General features: G+C 43.5%; 19 protein-coding genes. 8 read left to right on the forward strand and 11 right to left on the reverse strand.

Features of this window, described 5'->3' with window-relative positions; translation table 11 throughout:
* Positions 1–44 precede the first annotated feature (44 nt).
* The 4 genes from nfsA to AC0L13_RS17755 all read left to right on the forward strand — a co-directional run bounded on the left by nfsA (position 45) and on the right by AC0L13_RS17755 (position 2907).
* Positions 45–776 carry an oxygen-insensitive NADPH nitroreductase gene (gene nfsA, locus AC0L13_RS17740; RefSeq protein WP_473641942.1) on the forward strand — a complete coding sequence of 244 codons (732 nt, stop codon included), beginning with the start codon at positions 45–47 and terminating at the stop codon, positions 774–776.
* A gap of 235 nt (positions 777–1011) precedes the next feature.
* Positions 1012–2175, forward strand: a complete 1164-nt coding sequence (locus AC0L13_RS17745) for a class I SAM-dependent methyltransferase (protein ID WP_473641944.1) — start codon at positions 1012–1014, stop codon at positions 2173–2175.
* 36 nt (positions 2176–2211) lie between these two features.
* Positions 2212–2559, forward strand: a complete 348-nt coding sequence (locus AC0L13_RS17750) for a short-chain dehydrogenase (RefSeq protein ID WP_473641946.1) — start codon at positions 2212–2214, stop codon at positions 2557–2559.
* A 21-nt stretch (positions 2560–2580) separates the two neighbouring features.
* Complete coding sequence (locus AC0L13_RS17755) at positions 2581–2907, forward strand: nucleoside triphosphate pyrophosphohydrolase (RefSeq protein ID WP_473641948.1); 327 nt, start codon at positions 2581–2583, stop codon at positions 2905–2907.
* 83 nt (positions 2908–2990) lie between these two features.
* On the opposite strand, the gene AC0L13_RS17760 is transcribed toward AC0L13_RS17755, so the two are convergent.
* Positions 2991–3551, reverse strand: coding sequence for an integrase (locus AC0L13_RS17760; RefSeq protein WP_473641951.1), 561 nt, complete (start codon positions 3549–3551; stop codon positions 2991–2993).
* Between the two features lie 334 nt (positions 3552–3885).
* A complete protein-coding gene (locus AC0L13_RS17765; RefSeq protein WP_473641953.1) occupies positions 3886–4542 on the reverse strand; it encodes a Dph6-related ATP pyrophosphatase in 657 nt (218 codons plus the stop codon).
* Positions 4543–4900: 358 nt separating this feature from the next.
* Here AC0L13_RS17765 and AC0L13_RS17770 point away from each other — a divergent pair, with 358 nt between their 5' ends.
* The 3 genes from AC0L13_RS17770 (at position 4901) to rsiV (ending at position 7065) form a co-directional block, all read left to right on the forward strand.
* The gene (locus tag AC0L13_RS17770) at positions 4901–5533 is read left to right on the forward strand and encodes a LysE family translocator (RefSeq protein ID WP_473641955.1); all 633 of its coding nucleotides are present in this window, start codon (positions 4901–4903) and stop codon (positions 5531–5533) included.
* A 163-nt stretch (positions 5534–5696) separates the two neighbouring features.
* Positions 5697–6197 (forward strand): RNA polymerase sigma factor, encoded by a 501-nt coding sequence (locus tag AC0L13_RS17775; RefSeq protein ID WP_473641957.1) that lies wholly within the window; start codon positions 5697–5699, stop codon positions 6195–6197.
* Positions 6190–7065 (forward strand): anti-sigma-V factor RsiV, encoded by an 876-nt coding sequence (rsiV, locus tag AC0L13_RS17780; protein WP_473641959.1) that lies wholly within the window; start codon positions 6190–6192, stop codon positions 7063–7065. Before AC0L13_RS17775 ends, rsiV begins: the two co-directional genes overlap by 8 nt.
* Positions 7066–7104: 39 nt before the next feature.
* On the opposite strand, the gene AC0L13_RS17785 is transcribed toward rsiV, so the two are convergent.
* From AC0L13_RS17785 to AC0L13_RS17815, 7 genes are all read right to left on the reverse strand, one after another.
* On the reverse strand, positions 7105–7626 hold the full coding sequence (locus AC0L13_RS17785; protein ID WP_473641961.1) for a DinB family protein: 522 nt from the start codon (positions 7624–7626) through the stop codon (positions 7105–7107).
* 268 nt (positions 7627–7894) lie between these two features.
* Entirely contained in the window at positions 7895–8392 is a 498-nt protein-coding gene (locus AC0L13_RS17790; RefSeq protein WP_473641963.1) for a PCYCGC motif-containing (lipo)protein, read from the reverse strand.
* A 63-nt stretch (positions 8393–8455) separates the two neighbouring features.
* Complete coding sequence (locus tag AC0L13_RS17795) at positions 8456–8869, reverse strand: HIT family protein (RefSeq protein ID WP_473641965.1); 414 nt, start codon at positions 8867–8869, stop codon at positions 8456–8458.
* Position 8870: 1 nt separating this feature from the next.
* Positions 8871–10253 (reverse strand): class II fumarate hydratase, encoded by a 1383-nt coding sequence (gene fumC, locus AC0L13_RS17800; RefSeq protein WP_473641967.1) that lies wholly within the window; start codon positions 10251–10253, stop codon positions 8871–8873.
* Between the two features lie 79 nt (positions 10254–10332).
* On the reverse strand, positions 10333–11262 hold the full coding sequence (locus AC0L13_RS17805; protein ID WP_473641969.1) for an HD-GYP domain-containing protein: 930 nt from the start codon (positions 11260–11262) through the stop codon (positions 10333–10335).
* A 111-nt stretch (positions 11263–11373) separates the two neighbouring features.
* Entirely contained in the window at positions 11374–12651 is a 1278-nt protein-coding gene (locus tag AC0L13_RS17810; RefSeq protein WP_473641971.1) for an ABC transporter permease, read from the reverse strand.
* A complete protein-coding gene (locus AC0L13_RS17815; RefSeq protein WP_473641973.1) occupies positions 12641–13339 on the reverse strand; it encodes an ABC transporter ATP-binding protein in 699 nt (232 codons plus the stop codon). Before AC0L13_RS17815 ends, AC0L13_RS17810 begins: the two co-directional genes overlap by 11 nt.
* 143 nt (positions 13340–13482) lie before the next feature.
* Between AC0L13_RS17815 and AC0L13_RS17820 the strand changes: the two genes are divergently transcribed.
* Entirely contained in the window at positions 13483–13608 is a 126-nt protein-coding gene (locus AC0L13_RS17820; protein ID WP_473641975.1) for a hypothetical protein, read from the forward strand.
* A 41-nt stretch (positions 13609–13649) separates the two neighbouring features.
* Here the strand turns inward: AC0L13_RS17820 and AC0L13_RS17825 are convergent, their stop codons facing one another.
* On the reverse strand, positions 13650–15203 hold the full coding sequence (locus AC0L13_RS17825) for a flotillin family protein (protein ID WP_473641977.1): 1554 nt from the start codon (positions 15201–15203) through the stop codon (positions 13650–13652).
* Between the two features lie 35 nt (positions 15204–15238).
* Positions 15239–15772, reverse strand: a complete 534-nt coding sequence (locus AC0L13_RS17830) for an NfeD family membrane protein (RefSeq protein ID WP_440499100.1) — start codon at positions 15770–15772, stop codon at positions 15239–15241.
* Between the last annotated feature and the right edge of the window lie 68 nt (positions 15773–15840).

A 15840-nucleotide genomic window follows, 5' to 3' on the forward strand; every position in this document is an offset into this window, starting at 1 on the left:
ATATATTCGCATAATTTGAATAACATGTTTTTGGAGGGATACATATGGTCATCGAATTATTGACATCACACGCATCCGTTAGAAAATACAAGGACATTCCCCTTTCAAAGGAAGACGTCCAAGAACTGGTCCATGCAGGCCAGCACGCGGCAAGCTCCCATTTCGTCCAAGCCTATTCCGTCATTCATGTAACGGATCAGGGGAAACGTGAACAACTTGCGGAACTGGCCAGTAATAAAAGGCAATTTCTAACCGCGGGAGCCGTTCTAATATTTTGTGCAGATTATTGCCGTTTGGAAAAAGCGGCTGCACTTCACGGCAAGGGAATCGATTATACACATGCAGAAAACATGCTTGTCGGCGCCATCGATGTAGCGCTTTTCGCCCAAAACGTCGCCATCGCAGCAGAATCGAAAGGATACGGCATCTGTTATATCGGAGGCATCCGCAACGCCCCGGCAGAAATTAGCGACCTATTAGAACTCCCGAACGGCGTCGCGCCGATGTTCGCCATGTCGATCGGCGTTCCTGACGAAGCGAACGAAGTGAAACCGCGATTGCCGATCGAAGCGATTATCCATGAGAACAGCTACAATGCTGCCAAATACGATGAGCTCCTGCCAGCCTATAATCAAACAATGCACGACTATTACTTAAACCGCGGCTCGAACCAGAAAGATACAGCTTGGTCCGTGCAGATGGCCGACTTCCTTTCCGCACCAAGACGAGCATTTATGAAAGACTTCTTGGCGAAGAAAGGATTTACGCTTAAATAAAGAACTAAACGGGCAAATCACGCATAAACTGTTCCAAAAGCACATAAACCCATTTATTCACGCATAAACCGTTCTATATGCGCAAAAACGAGATTAACGGCGCATAAGTCCGTAGAAAAGATCATAAATCGGATAAATCACGCATAAACGTGTCTTACTGCAAGGGATTAGCCAAATGCTAATCCCTTGTTGTATTGTTATATGTACATATTTGTACGAAAAGAGGTCCATCATTATGCAATTTGAAGAACTAGTAGAAGAAATCGTCCGCCGTATCCAGGAAGGGACGTTCATCCAAGGGACAATTAGTCAGCCCCGTTATAAATCGACTGGCTTGCAAAAAGTGAAACTGAAGCCTGTGGAAATTAAAAAAGAAGTCCATATTCAATTTGAATATCACTACGAACGCATTTTGAAACATGAAAATATAAAAATTCCAGATATTCAGCCAGTTCTCAAACAATTATTGGAGCAATTTAAACAAATGCATGCGGAATTTGCGGATGAAAAAGTCCATATCCAGTTAACGAAAAAGTTCAAAGTTTCCTGGAAAGGTGAGAAAACGGCTACGACGAAAACAGTTGATTTGTCGCATAATCGGAAAAAGAATTATTTATTGGACGACGAAACTCCCTATCCTTTCCTTATGCGTCTCGGCGTGCAATCTCCTGAAGGAAAGGTGAAGAAGCAGAAATACGATAAGTTCCGTCAAATCAATCGCTTCGTTGAATTTATTGATGACGCGCTCGTTCACTTGCCGAAAGACCGTCCCGTCCGTATTTTGGACTTCGGCTCCGGCAAATCGTATTTGACGTTTGCCCTCTATCATTATTTACATATCGAAAAAGGATTAGACATTCGTGTAACCGGGCTTGATCTGAAAAAGGAAGTTATAGAAGAATGCAACCTAATTGCAAAAGATCTGGGATACGAACAACTTGAATTCCTCGTCGGTGATATTAATGACTATAACGAAGAAACGTCTGTCGATATGGTCGTCACATTGCATGCATGCGACGTTGCAACAGATATGGCACTTGCCCGTGCTGTCAAATGGGGAGCCGAAGTAATTTTAAGCGTCCCTTGTTGCCAGCACGAACTGTTCTCACAAATTCAATCCCCTGCTCTCGAAGTCATGTTGCAGCACGGGCTTATTAAAGAACGCTTCTCGGCTCTTGCAACAGACTCCATCCGCGCTGAACTCTTGACGCTCGTCGGATATGATGCACAACTGCTCGAATTCATCGATATGGAGCATACGCCGAAGAATATTTTGATCCGTGCTTATAAAACAGGAAAAAAACCGACTGCTGAAGGATTCGCCAAGTACGAAGCATTTCGGGATTTGCTGAACGTCAAGCCATTTTTGGAAAAGGAGCTGGCTGGCCTCTTAGGCTGAAATAGTCAAAGTGCGCTTATAGAAAGGGAAATGTCTATGCCTTGTGTGCATGAATTCGGTATAATTGATAATCTGGATGCTACTTACAACTATGAACAATATAATCCACAGAAGTTTAATTGCATTTCAGTGGATGATGATACGATCAATAGTATATATGTACATTTATCGGTAATGAAAACCTTCCATCATTCATTGAACCGTCCAGAAAACGGTTTAGCCTATTGCGGAATAACAATTATTCCACCAGAATCATTATCTTTATTTTATGATATAGTTACGACTTCTAAATTCTTCAAGGAATCCGATGAGCTTGCTGAACTGGCATTCATAATTTCACAGGCAAACGAAAAGAAGAAATACATGATACATTATGGAATTTGACACCAGGGGGGCGTATAGTAAATGCCAATCTATAACAAACTCGTCCGTGACTTGATTCCTCAAATCATAGAAACTTCAGGGAAAACTTGCACGACTCGCATTATGAACGATGATGAGTTCACAATTGAAATTAACAGGAAAATGCATGAGGAACTCGCTGAGTATGAAGCAGCAGAAACAGCGGAGGATGCGTTAGAGGAATTGGCCGATTTATTAGAGTTGTTCCACGCAGCTGCTGTTGCCCATGGATCTAGCTTTGATGAGTTGGAGAAAGTCCGTCTACAAAAAGCGGAAAAGCGTGGAGGATTTGATGAGAGAATCTTCTTAATTGATGTAGAAGATGAATGAGTAGAAGGAAATGGATTCGAACTGTCTCCTTTTTCATTCCAAAAAACCGCCCCTGAATTCACCAGGCAGGCGTTTTTTTGATGTTATATAGATAATAATTCCTCTTGTTTGCGAATAAATCCATAATAAATTTCTAAATCAGCTTCATACACCGCACGATATGTTGATAGGCTGTGCTCTTTCACTTTTTCAAAACTGTCCCCATCGACGATTTCGAAAAAGCTATTCAATATTTCGGCATTGGCCCACGCAGTTTCTTCGAAGGCGATGTCCGTTTCATGCTCTTCAATTACCATCGTCATAAACGGTAGATCCGTCGGCCGTCTTTCTGCAGCGGCTTGTTTTTTCATAAAGATGATTTCTTTTGTTCGGTCAAGCGAGCAGAGCAAGGCTTTGCGGTCCATTGCATGCCCCAACTCATGGATGGTCAGCACGCGAAGATATGTTTCCAGTGGCATCGGTTCGGGGAGTTCTCGGCAGGCCTTTTGTACACGGGCAATATCGACAATGACTTTGTCTTTTATGAAATCATACATCATATTGACGCCTGTGCTTTCCTGCTTCAGCTCCACATCCATGTTTACTGCATGGATGGTCGACTCGATCATAGCGACGATTTCCGTTTCCGTCATTCGTTCTTTCATTCTCTTCCCCTAACATCCTTTACTATTTCTATTTTGTAGGCATAGCCATCGTGATATTTATTCGTTTTTCAACGTGTTTATGAGTGAACAAGTGGATTTATGCGTAAGTGAAGTGCTTTATGCGTTTTTGGAGAGATTTTTGCGTGGCAATATCGATTTATGCGCTTTTCGCGATACAACTCAGTTGATCCTCGTCACATACAGTTTTACAAATAAGCGACTTTTTCATTATAAATACATAACAGCAGTTTTTCAATAGAAAAATACCAACTTACACCAAATTGTCAAAAACCTGCTAACTGTCTAAGTTGGCAGGTTCAGTTTATTGATTATTTCATTCCAACCCGACGGACAAAAATACATATCCGTCACGTGCATGCTGCTCCTTAAACACGATTGGAACACGGTTCTTAAAAATCGGCCCATCGACGACAACGGTATGAAATTCCCCCGATTCCCCGCATGAATCGATGCCAAGCGACTCCAACTCATTCATCAATTCGATCGTGAATTTACGCCCGATGAAATTCGAAGGCATCATTTTCGTATTCACGACAACAATATACGCTTCAAAGCCTGCGTTTACGAATTCCTCCAACAGCTTCCGGCGCGGTTCCATCCAAAGTGGGTGGATTGCTTTCATACCGACTTTGGCGCATGCCGTTTTTACCCAGGTCAAATGGTCCTCTAGGTCGATATCTCCGAAAACGCCGTTCGGAATGCCTGCATCTACACATTCCTTCATTGCATCTAAAAATTGCTCCTCGTACCCATTCCAGTCCGCACCGCGGATCATCAAAGGAACACCGAGACTGTCCGCCTGCGCCTGGATAATTTCCAAAGGCAACGCATGCGATTTTGATCGTTCTTTATCTATTTCGAACATTGTCCAAACCCGTTTTGCGACTCCGCCAGCTTGAAGTGCCCTATAATACGCCATCGCCGAATCTTTCCCACCACTCCACGAGGCTACAAATGGATGGTTTTTCAATTTCGTCCCCTCATTTCTTACTCTCCCTATTTTTCATTTTGGTTTTTACTATGCTGCTAAGCCTTAACCTTTCACTTCATAAACATTACTCACTCTTTTTTATGGCCATCTTGTTCAATTAATAACTAGCCCCATTAGCCCTCTCCCCACTGTTCCATTAATTTCACTGCAAAAATTATACCATACTGACTACTGTGTAAATTTTGGATTCAAAAAGATACCAGCGGATCTTAGCTTTTGCTCTTCAAGATAAAACTTGTTTGTTCAACAAGATTAAAATGTATGTAATTAATATCCCTATTCATATATAATGCAGTGTAAGATTCATAGATCTTATAAGCAGGAAGGAGATAATAGAATGGAAAACTTATATCTGTTTATCCTTATGTGCATATTTTTTATCATCTTACCTGGCCCTGATATTGCAATTACTACAAAAAACACAATTACTGCTGGGAAAGTCGGTGGACTTACAACAGTTTTAGGTATTTGTAGCGCCCTTCTTATTCATACTTCTGCTGCAGTACTTGGACTTTCAGCCATCATTATGAAATCAGCCTTATTCTTTTCTGTCTTCAAATATATCGGTGCTGTGTACTTACTTTATATGGGCGTTAAAACATTATGGTCTCTAAAGAAAAAGAAAGAAGCCACAAGCGTCGAGATGAATACAAATAGCAAAATTGTAAGCTCATCTTGTTTGAAGCAAGGGTTCCTTACAAATATCCTAAATCCCAAGATCGCTATTCTTTTCCTAACCCTCTTCCCTCAATTCGTTAACTCAGATAGCAATACTTTGTTTCCTTTTCTCATAATGGGTATCATTTATACTGTATTGACTGCGGTCTGGTCTATACTTTACGTCTATTTAATTAATCATATTAGTACGTTTATGAAAAAGCCTAAAATACAAAATAGTATTGAAGGAATTACAGGAACCCTACTAATTGGCTTTGGTCTAAAACTAGTTCTTGAAAAGGGCCATAATTAATAATTAAAGGCGACATTTCGTTCGATTTTGAATGAAATGTCGCCTTTTGCTGCTTGCTTTTGCATCCAAAATAGATCATACCAAACTTTTTTACCTCCATATCCGTCCATACTATTGAGACGTGATCGCGATACGTTATTTATAGAGAAGGTGACCGATTGTCATGACAAAAGATGAAAAGTTCGAACTGGTAGAAAGATATATTATCGAAAATCAACAAGCCTATTATCGATTAGCCTATAGTTATGTAAAAAACAAAGAGAATGCGCTTGATATTGTGCAGGAAGCGGTTTTCAAAGCTCTTCGTTCCATCGATAAACTGGATGAAGTGAATTATTTGAAGACATGGCTGTACCGGATCATCGTCAACACCGCCATTGATTTCATCCGGAAACATGAGCGGGTGTCCATTATGGAAGACGAAATTTTGGAAAGCCATTTACCTGCTTCGAAAAATGAATTGAGCGATTTAGATTTGCAAGAAGCGGTCGAACAACTTCCACCACTGTATAAAACAATTATTATTCTGCGTTTTTTTGAGGATTTGAAACTCGAGGAAATTGCCGAGATTACTGGAGATAATCTTAATACGGTGAAGACGAGGCTGTATGCAGCTTTGCGGAAATTGCGTGTTGAAATGGGAGAGGAGCAAGCGTATGAGTAAGATGGATAAATTGAAGAACAATTATGAGAATATTGAGATTCCCGAAGAGTTGGATCGAGTTGTGAGGGCTTCTATACATGAAGCGAAAATGAAACGCAAAAAGAAACGTCCGGTTTTTAGGAATAGCTTGATCGGAGTTGCTGCAGCGGCGGCTCTTTTCATAGGCAGCGTCAATGTCAGTCCAGCATTCGCTAAGTCAATGGCAGACATACCTATTCTAGGATCAATCGTAGAAGTGTTCACTGTACAACAATATACTGTCGATGAAGGTAGTTATCAAGCAGACGTAGCGACTCCTATCATTACCGGATTAGAGGACGAAGAATTGCAAGCAGCGTTGAATGAAAAGTATGCGAAAGAGAACAAGGAGCTTTTCGAGCAATTCGAGAAGGAGATGGCTGAGATGGACGAACTTGGCGGCGGTCATCTTGGCGTTGATGCTGGTTATGAAGTATTGACGGATAATGACCGGATCCTTTCGATCATGCGCTATCAAGTGAACACAGTTGCATCGTCATCAACAACGATGAGATACGACACAATCGATAAAGTCGATCAAGTTTTGATTACGTTGCCGAGTCTGTTCAAAGATGATACGTATATCGAAGCGATTAATGCTTATATCGCAGACGAGATGGAAAGGCAAATGGCTGAAGATGAGATGATATCTTATTTCATTGACGATGAGTACACAGAAGGATTTACAACGATTAAGCCTGATCAGAACTTCTATATTACGGATGATCAAAAGCTTGTCATTTCGTTCGATAAATATGAAGTTGCCCCTGGGTATATGGGTGTTGTTACATTTGAAATCCCGACTGATGTTGTAAAGGATTTGTTGGTGAGTGATGTGTATATTCGATAAAAAAAGTCCCCAAGCGTAATAGCGTTTTGGGGACTTTCCTTATTCAGCCGCCTCTATTGAGTAGCCGTTTATTCGCAATTCATCAATCGTTCTTTTCAATTGCTTCAAATGGCATTTTTCGTACAATCCAACGACCGGAAACCATTGTTCTAAAGGAATCAAACCTAGATTCGGATGCTTAAAGGACTTTTCGCGTAAATGCTCCTTGCAGCTGCCATCATAGACATCGAGCAAATAAATTCTTGAATTATGAAGCTCTTCTTTGATTTCTGCAATCGATTTGTACGTATCGGTCGGTTGCGTTTGCAAAGGGAGATTTTCTTTAACGAGCAAGCTTCCAGATAGGACGATGATTTTCTTGGAGGCTTTTTGGCTATTCGGATTCTTTAATTCTCCTGATATTTTTGAAGCTATATATGTTTCCATCAATGCAAGATGCTCTAGGATTTGCTTCGGAGACCAACCTCCAGTTGATGGAGTTCTATTGAATTCGTCATCAGTCATCCCATCGATGGTCTGATAGATCTTTCTTCTGATTTTATTATTCCCTTCAAAGACCATTATATCTCTCCTCATGTAGAACGAAATAGGAGCATTCAATTCTCTCCCACAGCATACGATGTTTTGAAGAAAAATTAAAGTGGTAAAAACATATTCAGAAAAATAAGTTGTTGGTTATATTTGTAATAAAAAGATTTATGCGTTCATAAGAGCATTTATGAGCTATTTTTAAGATTTATGATCATCTATAATGATTTATGCGTCTTTTCTTGAGTTTATGCGTGAAAATGAAAAAATGCTCCATCCGGAAAGGATGGAACATTTTTCTTCATGCAGGCATTGGCGTATCTGTCGGTTCTGCGTAGCCTTCTTTGTATGTTTCATCGATGAATTCACGGATTTCCTTCATCGTTTTACCGTCTTGTTTCATTTGCACTGATTTTACGGCAATTTCTAGGCAGACGAGACAGCGCGTTCCGTGGTCGTCCCAGACAACGGATCCGTCTTCGCGGATTTCATCGACGAAGCAATTCAAGTTGTTGCCATGCCCCGCACTTTCGCCACATCCACAGTAGCAAGGCATATAGGAAAGAACATCCGATGCTGAAGCCGCCACTTGGTAGACGAGGCGCATATCCTCAGACTTGTCATCCAAAAACTTCGGCAGCACTGCTGCTGATTCGGTCACTTCCTGCAAATCCCCATTCGGCAAATGTTTTTCATGGCCCACTTCCATATGTTCCTCTTCAGAATGTTGCTGCGCCTTATCTCCGCAAGCGGAAAGAATAAGAATCAAGATTAGCATGAGTGGCATAAGTTTCTTCATTCATGTCGGCTCCTTTTAGGATTACTTGTCCTTCCATCATAGCGAAAAATGGCGCGGAGTAGGTTACAACTTTGTGGACATTACATCGCGTTTATTTTCTTTCTGTTTGATCCAATAACGGATGCCTTTGCCGGCTAACGGCTCATCCGAAAACCGTGGAATGACATGCAGATGGGCGTGCGGAATCGATTGCCCGCCCACTTCGCCTGTATTCCAGCCGACTGTATAGCCCTCATGGTCATAACGCTCTTCCAAATAAGCTTTAGCCTTCAGTAGCAACTTCTGCGTATCACGCCATTCTTCTGGCGTCAATGAAAATACGTCGACCGCATGCCGTTTCGGCACAATTAAGCCGCTGCCTTCCAACACTTTTTGCTCGGAAGGCTTCTGAATATAAGCGCATGTTTCTGTCTCAAAAATGATTTGCTGCTCAGGATCCGCGGTCAAATGGCAGTATGGACAATTTTCTTCGTACATATTACCGTCCGATCATTTTCGAAGGATCGACATACTCGTCAAATTGTTCCTCCGTTAATAATCCAGTTTTCAATGCTGCTTCCTTCAACGTAGTGCCTTCTTTATGTGCCGTCTTTGCGATTTTCGCCGCATTTTCATAGCCGATATACGGATTTAGAGCCGTTACGAGCATAAGCGAGTTTTTCACTTTGCTATCAATCTCTTCCCGGTTCGGTTCGATTCCGACCGCGCAATTATCATTGAAGCTGCGCATACCGTCTGCAAGCAGCTTTGCAGATTGCAAGAAGTTGTAAATGATGACCGGCTTGAATACATTCAATTCGAAGTTTCCTTGGCTAGCGGAAAATCCGATTGCCGCATCATTCCCCATCACTTGTGCAACGACCATTGTGAGTGCCTCACTTTGTGTCGGATTCACCTTGCCTGGCATAATGGAGCTGCCTGGTTCATTTTCAGGAATCGTAATTTCGCCGATCCCTGAACGTGGGCCGCTCGCTAACCATCTTACATCGTTCGCGATTTTCATCAAATCTGCCGCAAGTGCCTTCATTGCACCATGCGTATAGACGACTTCGTCATAGCTAGTAAGGGCATGGAATTTATTTGCCGCCGATGTGAATTGGATGCCTACTGATTTCGAAATTTCTTCAGCGACTTTCTCTCCAAATCCTTTCGGTGCATTCAACCCTGTTCCGACTGCAGTTCCGCCGATAGCAAGTTCTTTCATCGATTGGACGCTTTCATTCAACATCTTTTCCGTTTTCTCAAGCATGCGATGCCAGCCGCTAATTTCTTGGCCTAATGTGAGCGGCGTCGCGTCTTGCAAATGCGTACGACCGATTTTGATGATGTCCATGAACTCATCGGATTTTTTGCCGAGTGTTTCTTTCAACACTTGCAAGGATGGCAGCAATTCACGCTCTACCGCAATGACACCCGCGACATGCAATGCTGTCGGGAATGTGTCGTTAGAGCTTTGTGATTTATTCACATCGTCATTCGGATGAAGGCGCTCTTCCTCGCCCCATTCCTCTAACAGCTGATTGCCTCGGTTCGCAAGCACTTCGTTCATATTCATGTTCGATTGTGTGCCGCTGCCAGTTTGCCAGACGACGAGCGGGAAATGGTCATCCCATTTGCCTTCAATTACTTCTTCTGCAGCTGCGACGATTGCTTTCATTTTCGCATCAGATAGATTGCCAAATGAGTTGCTCGCAATCGCTGCCGATTTTTTTAAATGGGCGAATGCACGAATGACGCCAAGGGGAATGCGTTCTCCACCGATTTTAAAGTTCTGCTTGCTCCGCTGTGTCTGCGCACCCCATAACTTATCCGCTGGTACTTTGATTTCTCCAAATGTGTCATGCTCGATACGGTATTCCATGTTCCCTCCGCCTTTCACATATGAATAATTAAATACTTCCTCTACTATCATGCACCTTTTCGGAGTTGAATCCAAGTCTTTAAGCACCAGGTAATTTCATTTCTTGAATTATTTCTATAAATCTATCCACAACTACCGGATGAAACTGTGTCCCTTTGCCCTTTTTCAGTTCAGCAAGTGCTTCCTCCGCTGTTAACGCTTGTTTGTAGACGCGTTCTGTTGTCATCGCATCAAAGGCGTCTACGACTGAGACGATGGCGGCCTCGATGGAGATTTCGTCTCCTTTTAATCCATAAGGATAGCCTTTGCCGTCATAACGTTCGTGATGCTGCTCAACGATGAATGCGGCTTCTTTCAGCCACTCTACTGGATGGGCACGCATCATGTCCGCACCTATCAAGGAGTGGGATTTCATCGTTTCCCATTCCTCCGGCGTAAGCTTTCCGGGTTTATTTAAAATCTCAAGTGGAATCGCGAGCTTGCCAATGTCATGGAAGTAAGAACCCCACCGCAGCAATTTGAGTCTGCTTTTCGGGAGTTCCATTCGTTTCCACACTTCGATGGCATATTGTCTGATACGGTCGCAATGATGATACGTATAGCCGTCAACACTCGAAACGGCATCCATTTCGTTTTGCAATGTCAACGTTTCAAAGAATAATTGTTCATAGAAGTCAGCATCCATCTTCATAAGTATTTCTGCGTCAGATGTTCCGTAAAATGTGACGATCTTGTCGTAGCAGGAAGCGTCAAGCGTCTCCCCGACTTTCATTTTTATACGAGTATCGCGGTATTCGATATCCACTTCTCCATCCAATAATGTATACGTTTCGACAATCGTGTTATCAGGGTTGTATTGGGCACAGAAAGATCCCCCTTCATTCAATGAAAAGAGGGCTTCCGCAACGTTATCCCATCGTCCGATAAGCATAATCTGTCCTGATGTCATCCGAAGAACGGGGTATTGGCCATCTGCTTGTCGCTGTGAAGGGTTTCGAGTTGTTCCCATAGCATCCTCCGTTTTACAGGTTTCGACTTTTTTCGCGTGTTTTTCTCATTATAACGGAGAATGCAGGGAACTTCTACAATCCTTTTTTTAATAAATAGAATATACTTTCTTTTACAATTCCTGTCTAAGCGCCTGAATGACATCAATTTTTGTCGCTTTGCGAGCTGGACGCCAACCGGAAACCATAGCGACAGTAATGCTGATGGCAGATGCGATAATGACAAGTTGCCATGGAATAATGGAAAAAGTAATATCCAGGTTAGTAAATTCCTCTTCTCCGAGTGCGGCAGAAACGATGATCGGCAAAACTAAATTGGCGATGAAACTGACACCGTAAGAAATTGCGACTGCAATGATTGTTCCTACTATGCCAATCCAGGCACTCTCCATGAGGAACAGTCTTTGAATCAGTTTCGGACTTGCTCCGATCGCTTTCATAACACCGATTTCACGCGTCCGCTCCGTTACAGCCATCGTCATCGTGTTGAAGATTCCGATCGATGCAATTAAGATTGCGATCGTGCCGACAAAGACGAGGCCTGCTTTGAATGCAAGAAAGAAGACATCGAGTTGTTCGAGCTGATCGGCTATGGAGTAGACAGAATATCCTTCGTCTTTAAGCGCTTTACTGACAGCTGTCACGTTCTCTAGATTTTCAGCATAGACATTGACATTTCCATAGAATAACTGGCTGTCCGTATCTTCAACGTGGCTAATGTAAATTTGATTCAACTCCGGCATGATTGCCGCGTCCGCATAAATGTTTGTATCCATGACCCAATCTTTCGCCGGTTCTTTCGCGATGCCGACGATCGTCAATGTTGTTTCTTCTGGGAACAGCTCTTTTTCTTCATACAATCCCATTTTGTATGTGAGTTGCTTACCAATAAGCGACTCTTTATAAGTTGTCGGTTCCGCTTCTTGATCACCGTCACCTGCTTCTGGTTCGATCAGGTTTTCTGCGAAATGACTGCCGACAACAACTTCATTTTTATTCTCCGGCAAGCGCCCTTCTTGTAAAGCGAAGCCCACTTTTGCTTCCTCCTGAAATTCCGTAACCGTCATGCTATGACTGCCGATGAACCCATCTAGCTCAGTTTGCTGATTGATGCTTACAGACTGGCGGAAAACGACCGCTTTCACATGGTCACGTTGTTTCAGTTCTTCCACTTTCGATTGATCCATCTCGCTTGAGTACACTTCAACTTGGTTCACCAATCGGTTATCGAGTATTTCTTTTCGCATCGTGTCATGGATGCCGAACCCGACGGATGCAAGGACGATCAGAAATGCTGTTCCCATCGTTGCGGCAAGAATTGTCATGAAGACGCGCAGTTTATTTTTTTTGATATGCTGCCTTACGAAATCGATTTGATCGTTAAATTGCATGTCCGACACCCCCTTCTGTCAATTCACCGTCATGCATGCGGTAAATACGGTCCGCTGTTTCCGCCACCGTGTCATCATGCGTAATGATGATGAACGTAATGCCACGTGATTTATTCAGCGATTGGATGAGCAGCAAGATGTCCTGCTCCGTCTCCGAGTCGAGGCTCCCCGTCGGCTCGTCTGCAAAGATGATTGGTGGATCCGTGATGAGAGCACGCGCAATGCTCACCCGCTGTTGCTGCCCACCTGATAATTCATTCGGATAATGATCTTGAACGTCTGTAAGGCCGACAAGCTGAAGAAGCTGGCGGACTTTTTGCTTGCGTTCCTTTTTAGTTGCACCAGCTAGTTTCAATGGCAGCTCCACATTTTCAAATGCCGTGAGGCCCGGCATAAGCTGGAAGTTTTGAAAGATGAAGCCGAAATGGCCGAGACGGAACTTCGCACTTTCCGCCTCATTAAACGCGGATGTCCGGGCATCGCCGATTTGAATGATGCCAGCATCCGGTTTAAGGAATCCTGCTAAAATATGAAGCAACGTCGATTTCCCGGACCCACTTCGGCCAACAATCGAAACGATTTCTCCTTCATTGATTGCAAAGGACAGCCCCTTTAATACCGGCACCTGCCTCTCCTTGCCTTTCTTGCCAATTTTGAATGAATGCGTCAATTCCTGAACTTGTATCATGATTTCCTCCTCCAACGTAATAACTGTTTCCCATTGTACGGAGAGATTCTTAAGGGGGAGTGAGGAGAAAAATGAAGATATTCTTAAGATAGTGGTAGACTTTGGACGCGTGACGGCTTGCTTTGGACGCGGGAGGATTCTCTTTGGACGCGGGACGGCTTGCTTTGGACGCGGGAGGATTCTCTTTGGACGCGGGAGGATTCTCTTTGGACGTGGGGCCATACTTCCGGAACAATTTCCTTGTTCTGCTAAACGCCTTTGACAAATAAATACACCCCAACCTCCTGAGCGGGGTTGGGGTGCCGACTTCTTATTCCTCTTCTACCGATTTCGGCTTTACAGCGGTTGGCTTCGTTGAACGAAGCTCATCTGTTAAGTTGTCGATACTTGGGCGAAGATTGTTTTTACCGACGTAGCTTTCCATCATTTCTTTTACGTCGATGCCTGAGGAGGCTTTCAATGATTCTTGTAGTGTTGACATTAAATTCGTAGCATACGATGTCACTTTATTGGCACCACCGCTGCCTTCGCCGCCACCCGTATCGACAACAGTAATTTTATCGATGTTCGAAAGTGGGCTAGCGATCTGTTTCGCGTATTCAGGGATCATTTTGACGATCATATCAAGCACAGCTGCCTGGCCGTATTGCTCGAATGCTTCTGCAATCTTGCGTTTCGCTTCAGCTTCTGCAAGACCTTTCAGGCGAATGACGTCTGCTTCCGATTCACCTTGTGCGCGTTGTGCGTCGGCTTTTGCTAAACCGTCAAGGCGGATTTTTTCAGCTTCAGCAGCTGCACGCGCTTCGATACGGTACTTCTCTGCTTCTGCTTCTGCCATTTGACGGGACTTATCCGCAGCTGCGTTTTGCTCGATTGCGTAACGGTCCGCGTCCGCTTTCTTCTTAACTTCGGAATCGTATTGCTTCTCACGACGCAAAATCTCTTTTTCTTCCAACTCGATTTGCTTTTGACGCTCGATGATGCGAACTTGCATCTCTTGCTCTGTAACTTCCTGCTTCGCACGAGCGGATTCAAGTTCATACGCTTGGTCGGCACGCGCTTTTGCGATATCTTGCTCACGGCGGTAGTCAGCGACTTTCAACTGATTTTCCTTCTCCGCTTCCGCGATTTCTGTAGCACGTTCGATTTCAGCTTTCTGCGCTTCCTTCGACGCTTCCGCATTTTTAATGCGCGTCTCTTTTTCAGCTTCAACTGTTGCAATGTCGGCGTCGCGTTTCACTTGAGCGATACGCGGTTTACCGAGTGAATCCAGGTAGCCATTTTTATCGCGAACATCTTTAATTGTGAATGAAACGATGACAAGCCCCATTTTAGCCAAGTCTTGCGATGCGACACGTTGCACTTCCTGAGAGAACTTATCACGGTTTTTATAAATCTCTTCGACCGTCATAGATCCTAGAATAGAACGCAAATGTCCTTCCAGCACTTCTTTCGCTTCATTTTCGCGGTCGGCTTTCGATTTTCCTAAAAACTGCTCCGCTGCCGTCGCGATTTCAGAAATCGATCCACCGATCTTAATGATGGCAGTTCCGTCGGCCATAACTGGAACACCTTGTTCCGTGTACACTTCTGGCGTCGTTACTTCTAATTTGCTTGAAAGTAAGCTGAGCGGTTCCGATTGTTGGAACACCGGGAAGACGAATGTTCCTCCGCCACGGATGATTTTAATCCGGTTGCCCGAGTCATCCGTATGTACATTTTTCGACCCTAAATAACTTCCTGTAACGATTAACGCTTCATCTGGTCCGACTGTCTTATACTTCGAAATGTAGACGAGTATGACAGCGAGCAAAATAAACACGACAATCCCGATGACAATTAGCATACCTGATAATCCTGCCATTCTGATTCCCCCTTAAATAAATGATTTTCCTTTGATCACTTGAAACGGAAAGGCTCATATTCCTTCACAATGAACGTCCCTTCCCTTACTTCGATGATCAGTACTTCTTTTCCGTAGTCGATCGCTTTGTTTTCATACCCTGCGGCCCTTTTCGAAATGACGCCATTCACCGTTTCGATTATGATTTCACCGAAACCGTCGACCGGTACCGGAACGATAACTTTTCCGACTTGGCCCGTGAGTGAGTCATCCGTGTAGGCAAGCGATACTTCCGCAGATTTCAATGGAAGGAGTACGAAGAAATATAGAAGGAAGTCCAATGCGGTTGCCGCTCCAAGTGCAATGATGAAGATCAGCAAATGATTCCATTCTGTCGTTAACTCCAAAATATAACCGACTGCAGATGTAAATGAAATGAATGCAAGAATGACCGCTGGGTCCAAAAGCGGGCTCGCATCGCCTACTCCTTCTGCAATATCACTGAAGAAAATGTACAGCACGGTTGCTAATCCCGCGATGATAAGAACGGTCAAATAGACATTGATAACCGGCATTCCGAACACTTCCATCTTCTCACCTCGCCTTCTCCTATTTGAATTCTATTATACATACGGTCAATGAGTAATAAAGTTTCAAT

It is taken from the genome of Sporosarcina sp. QA0331 (assembly GCF_055808055.1).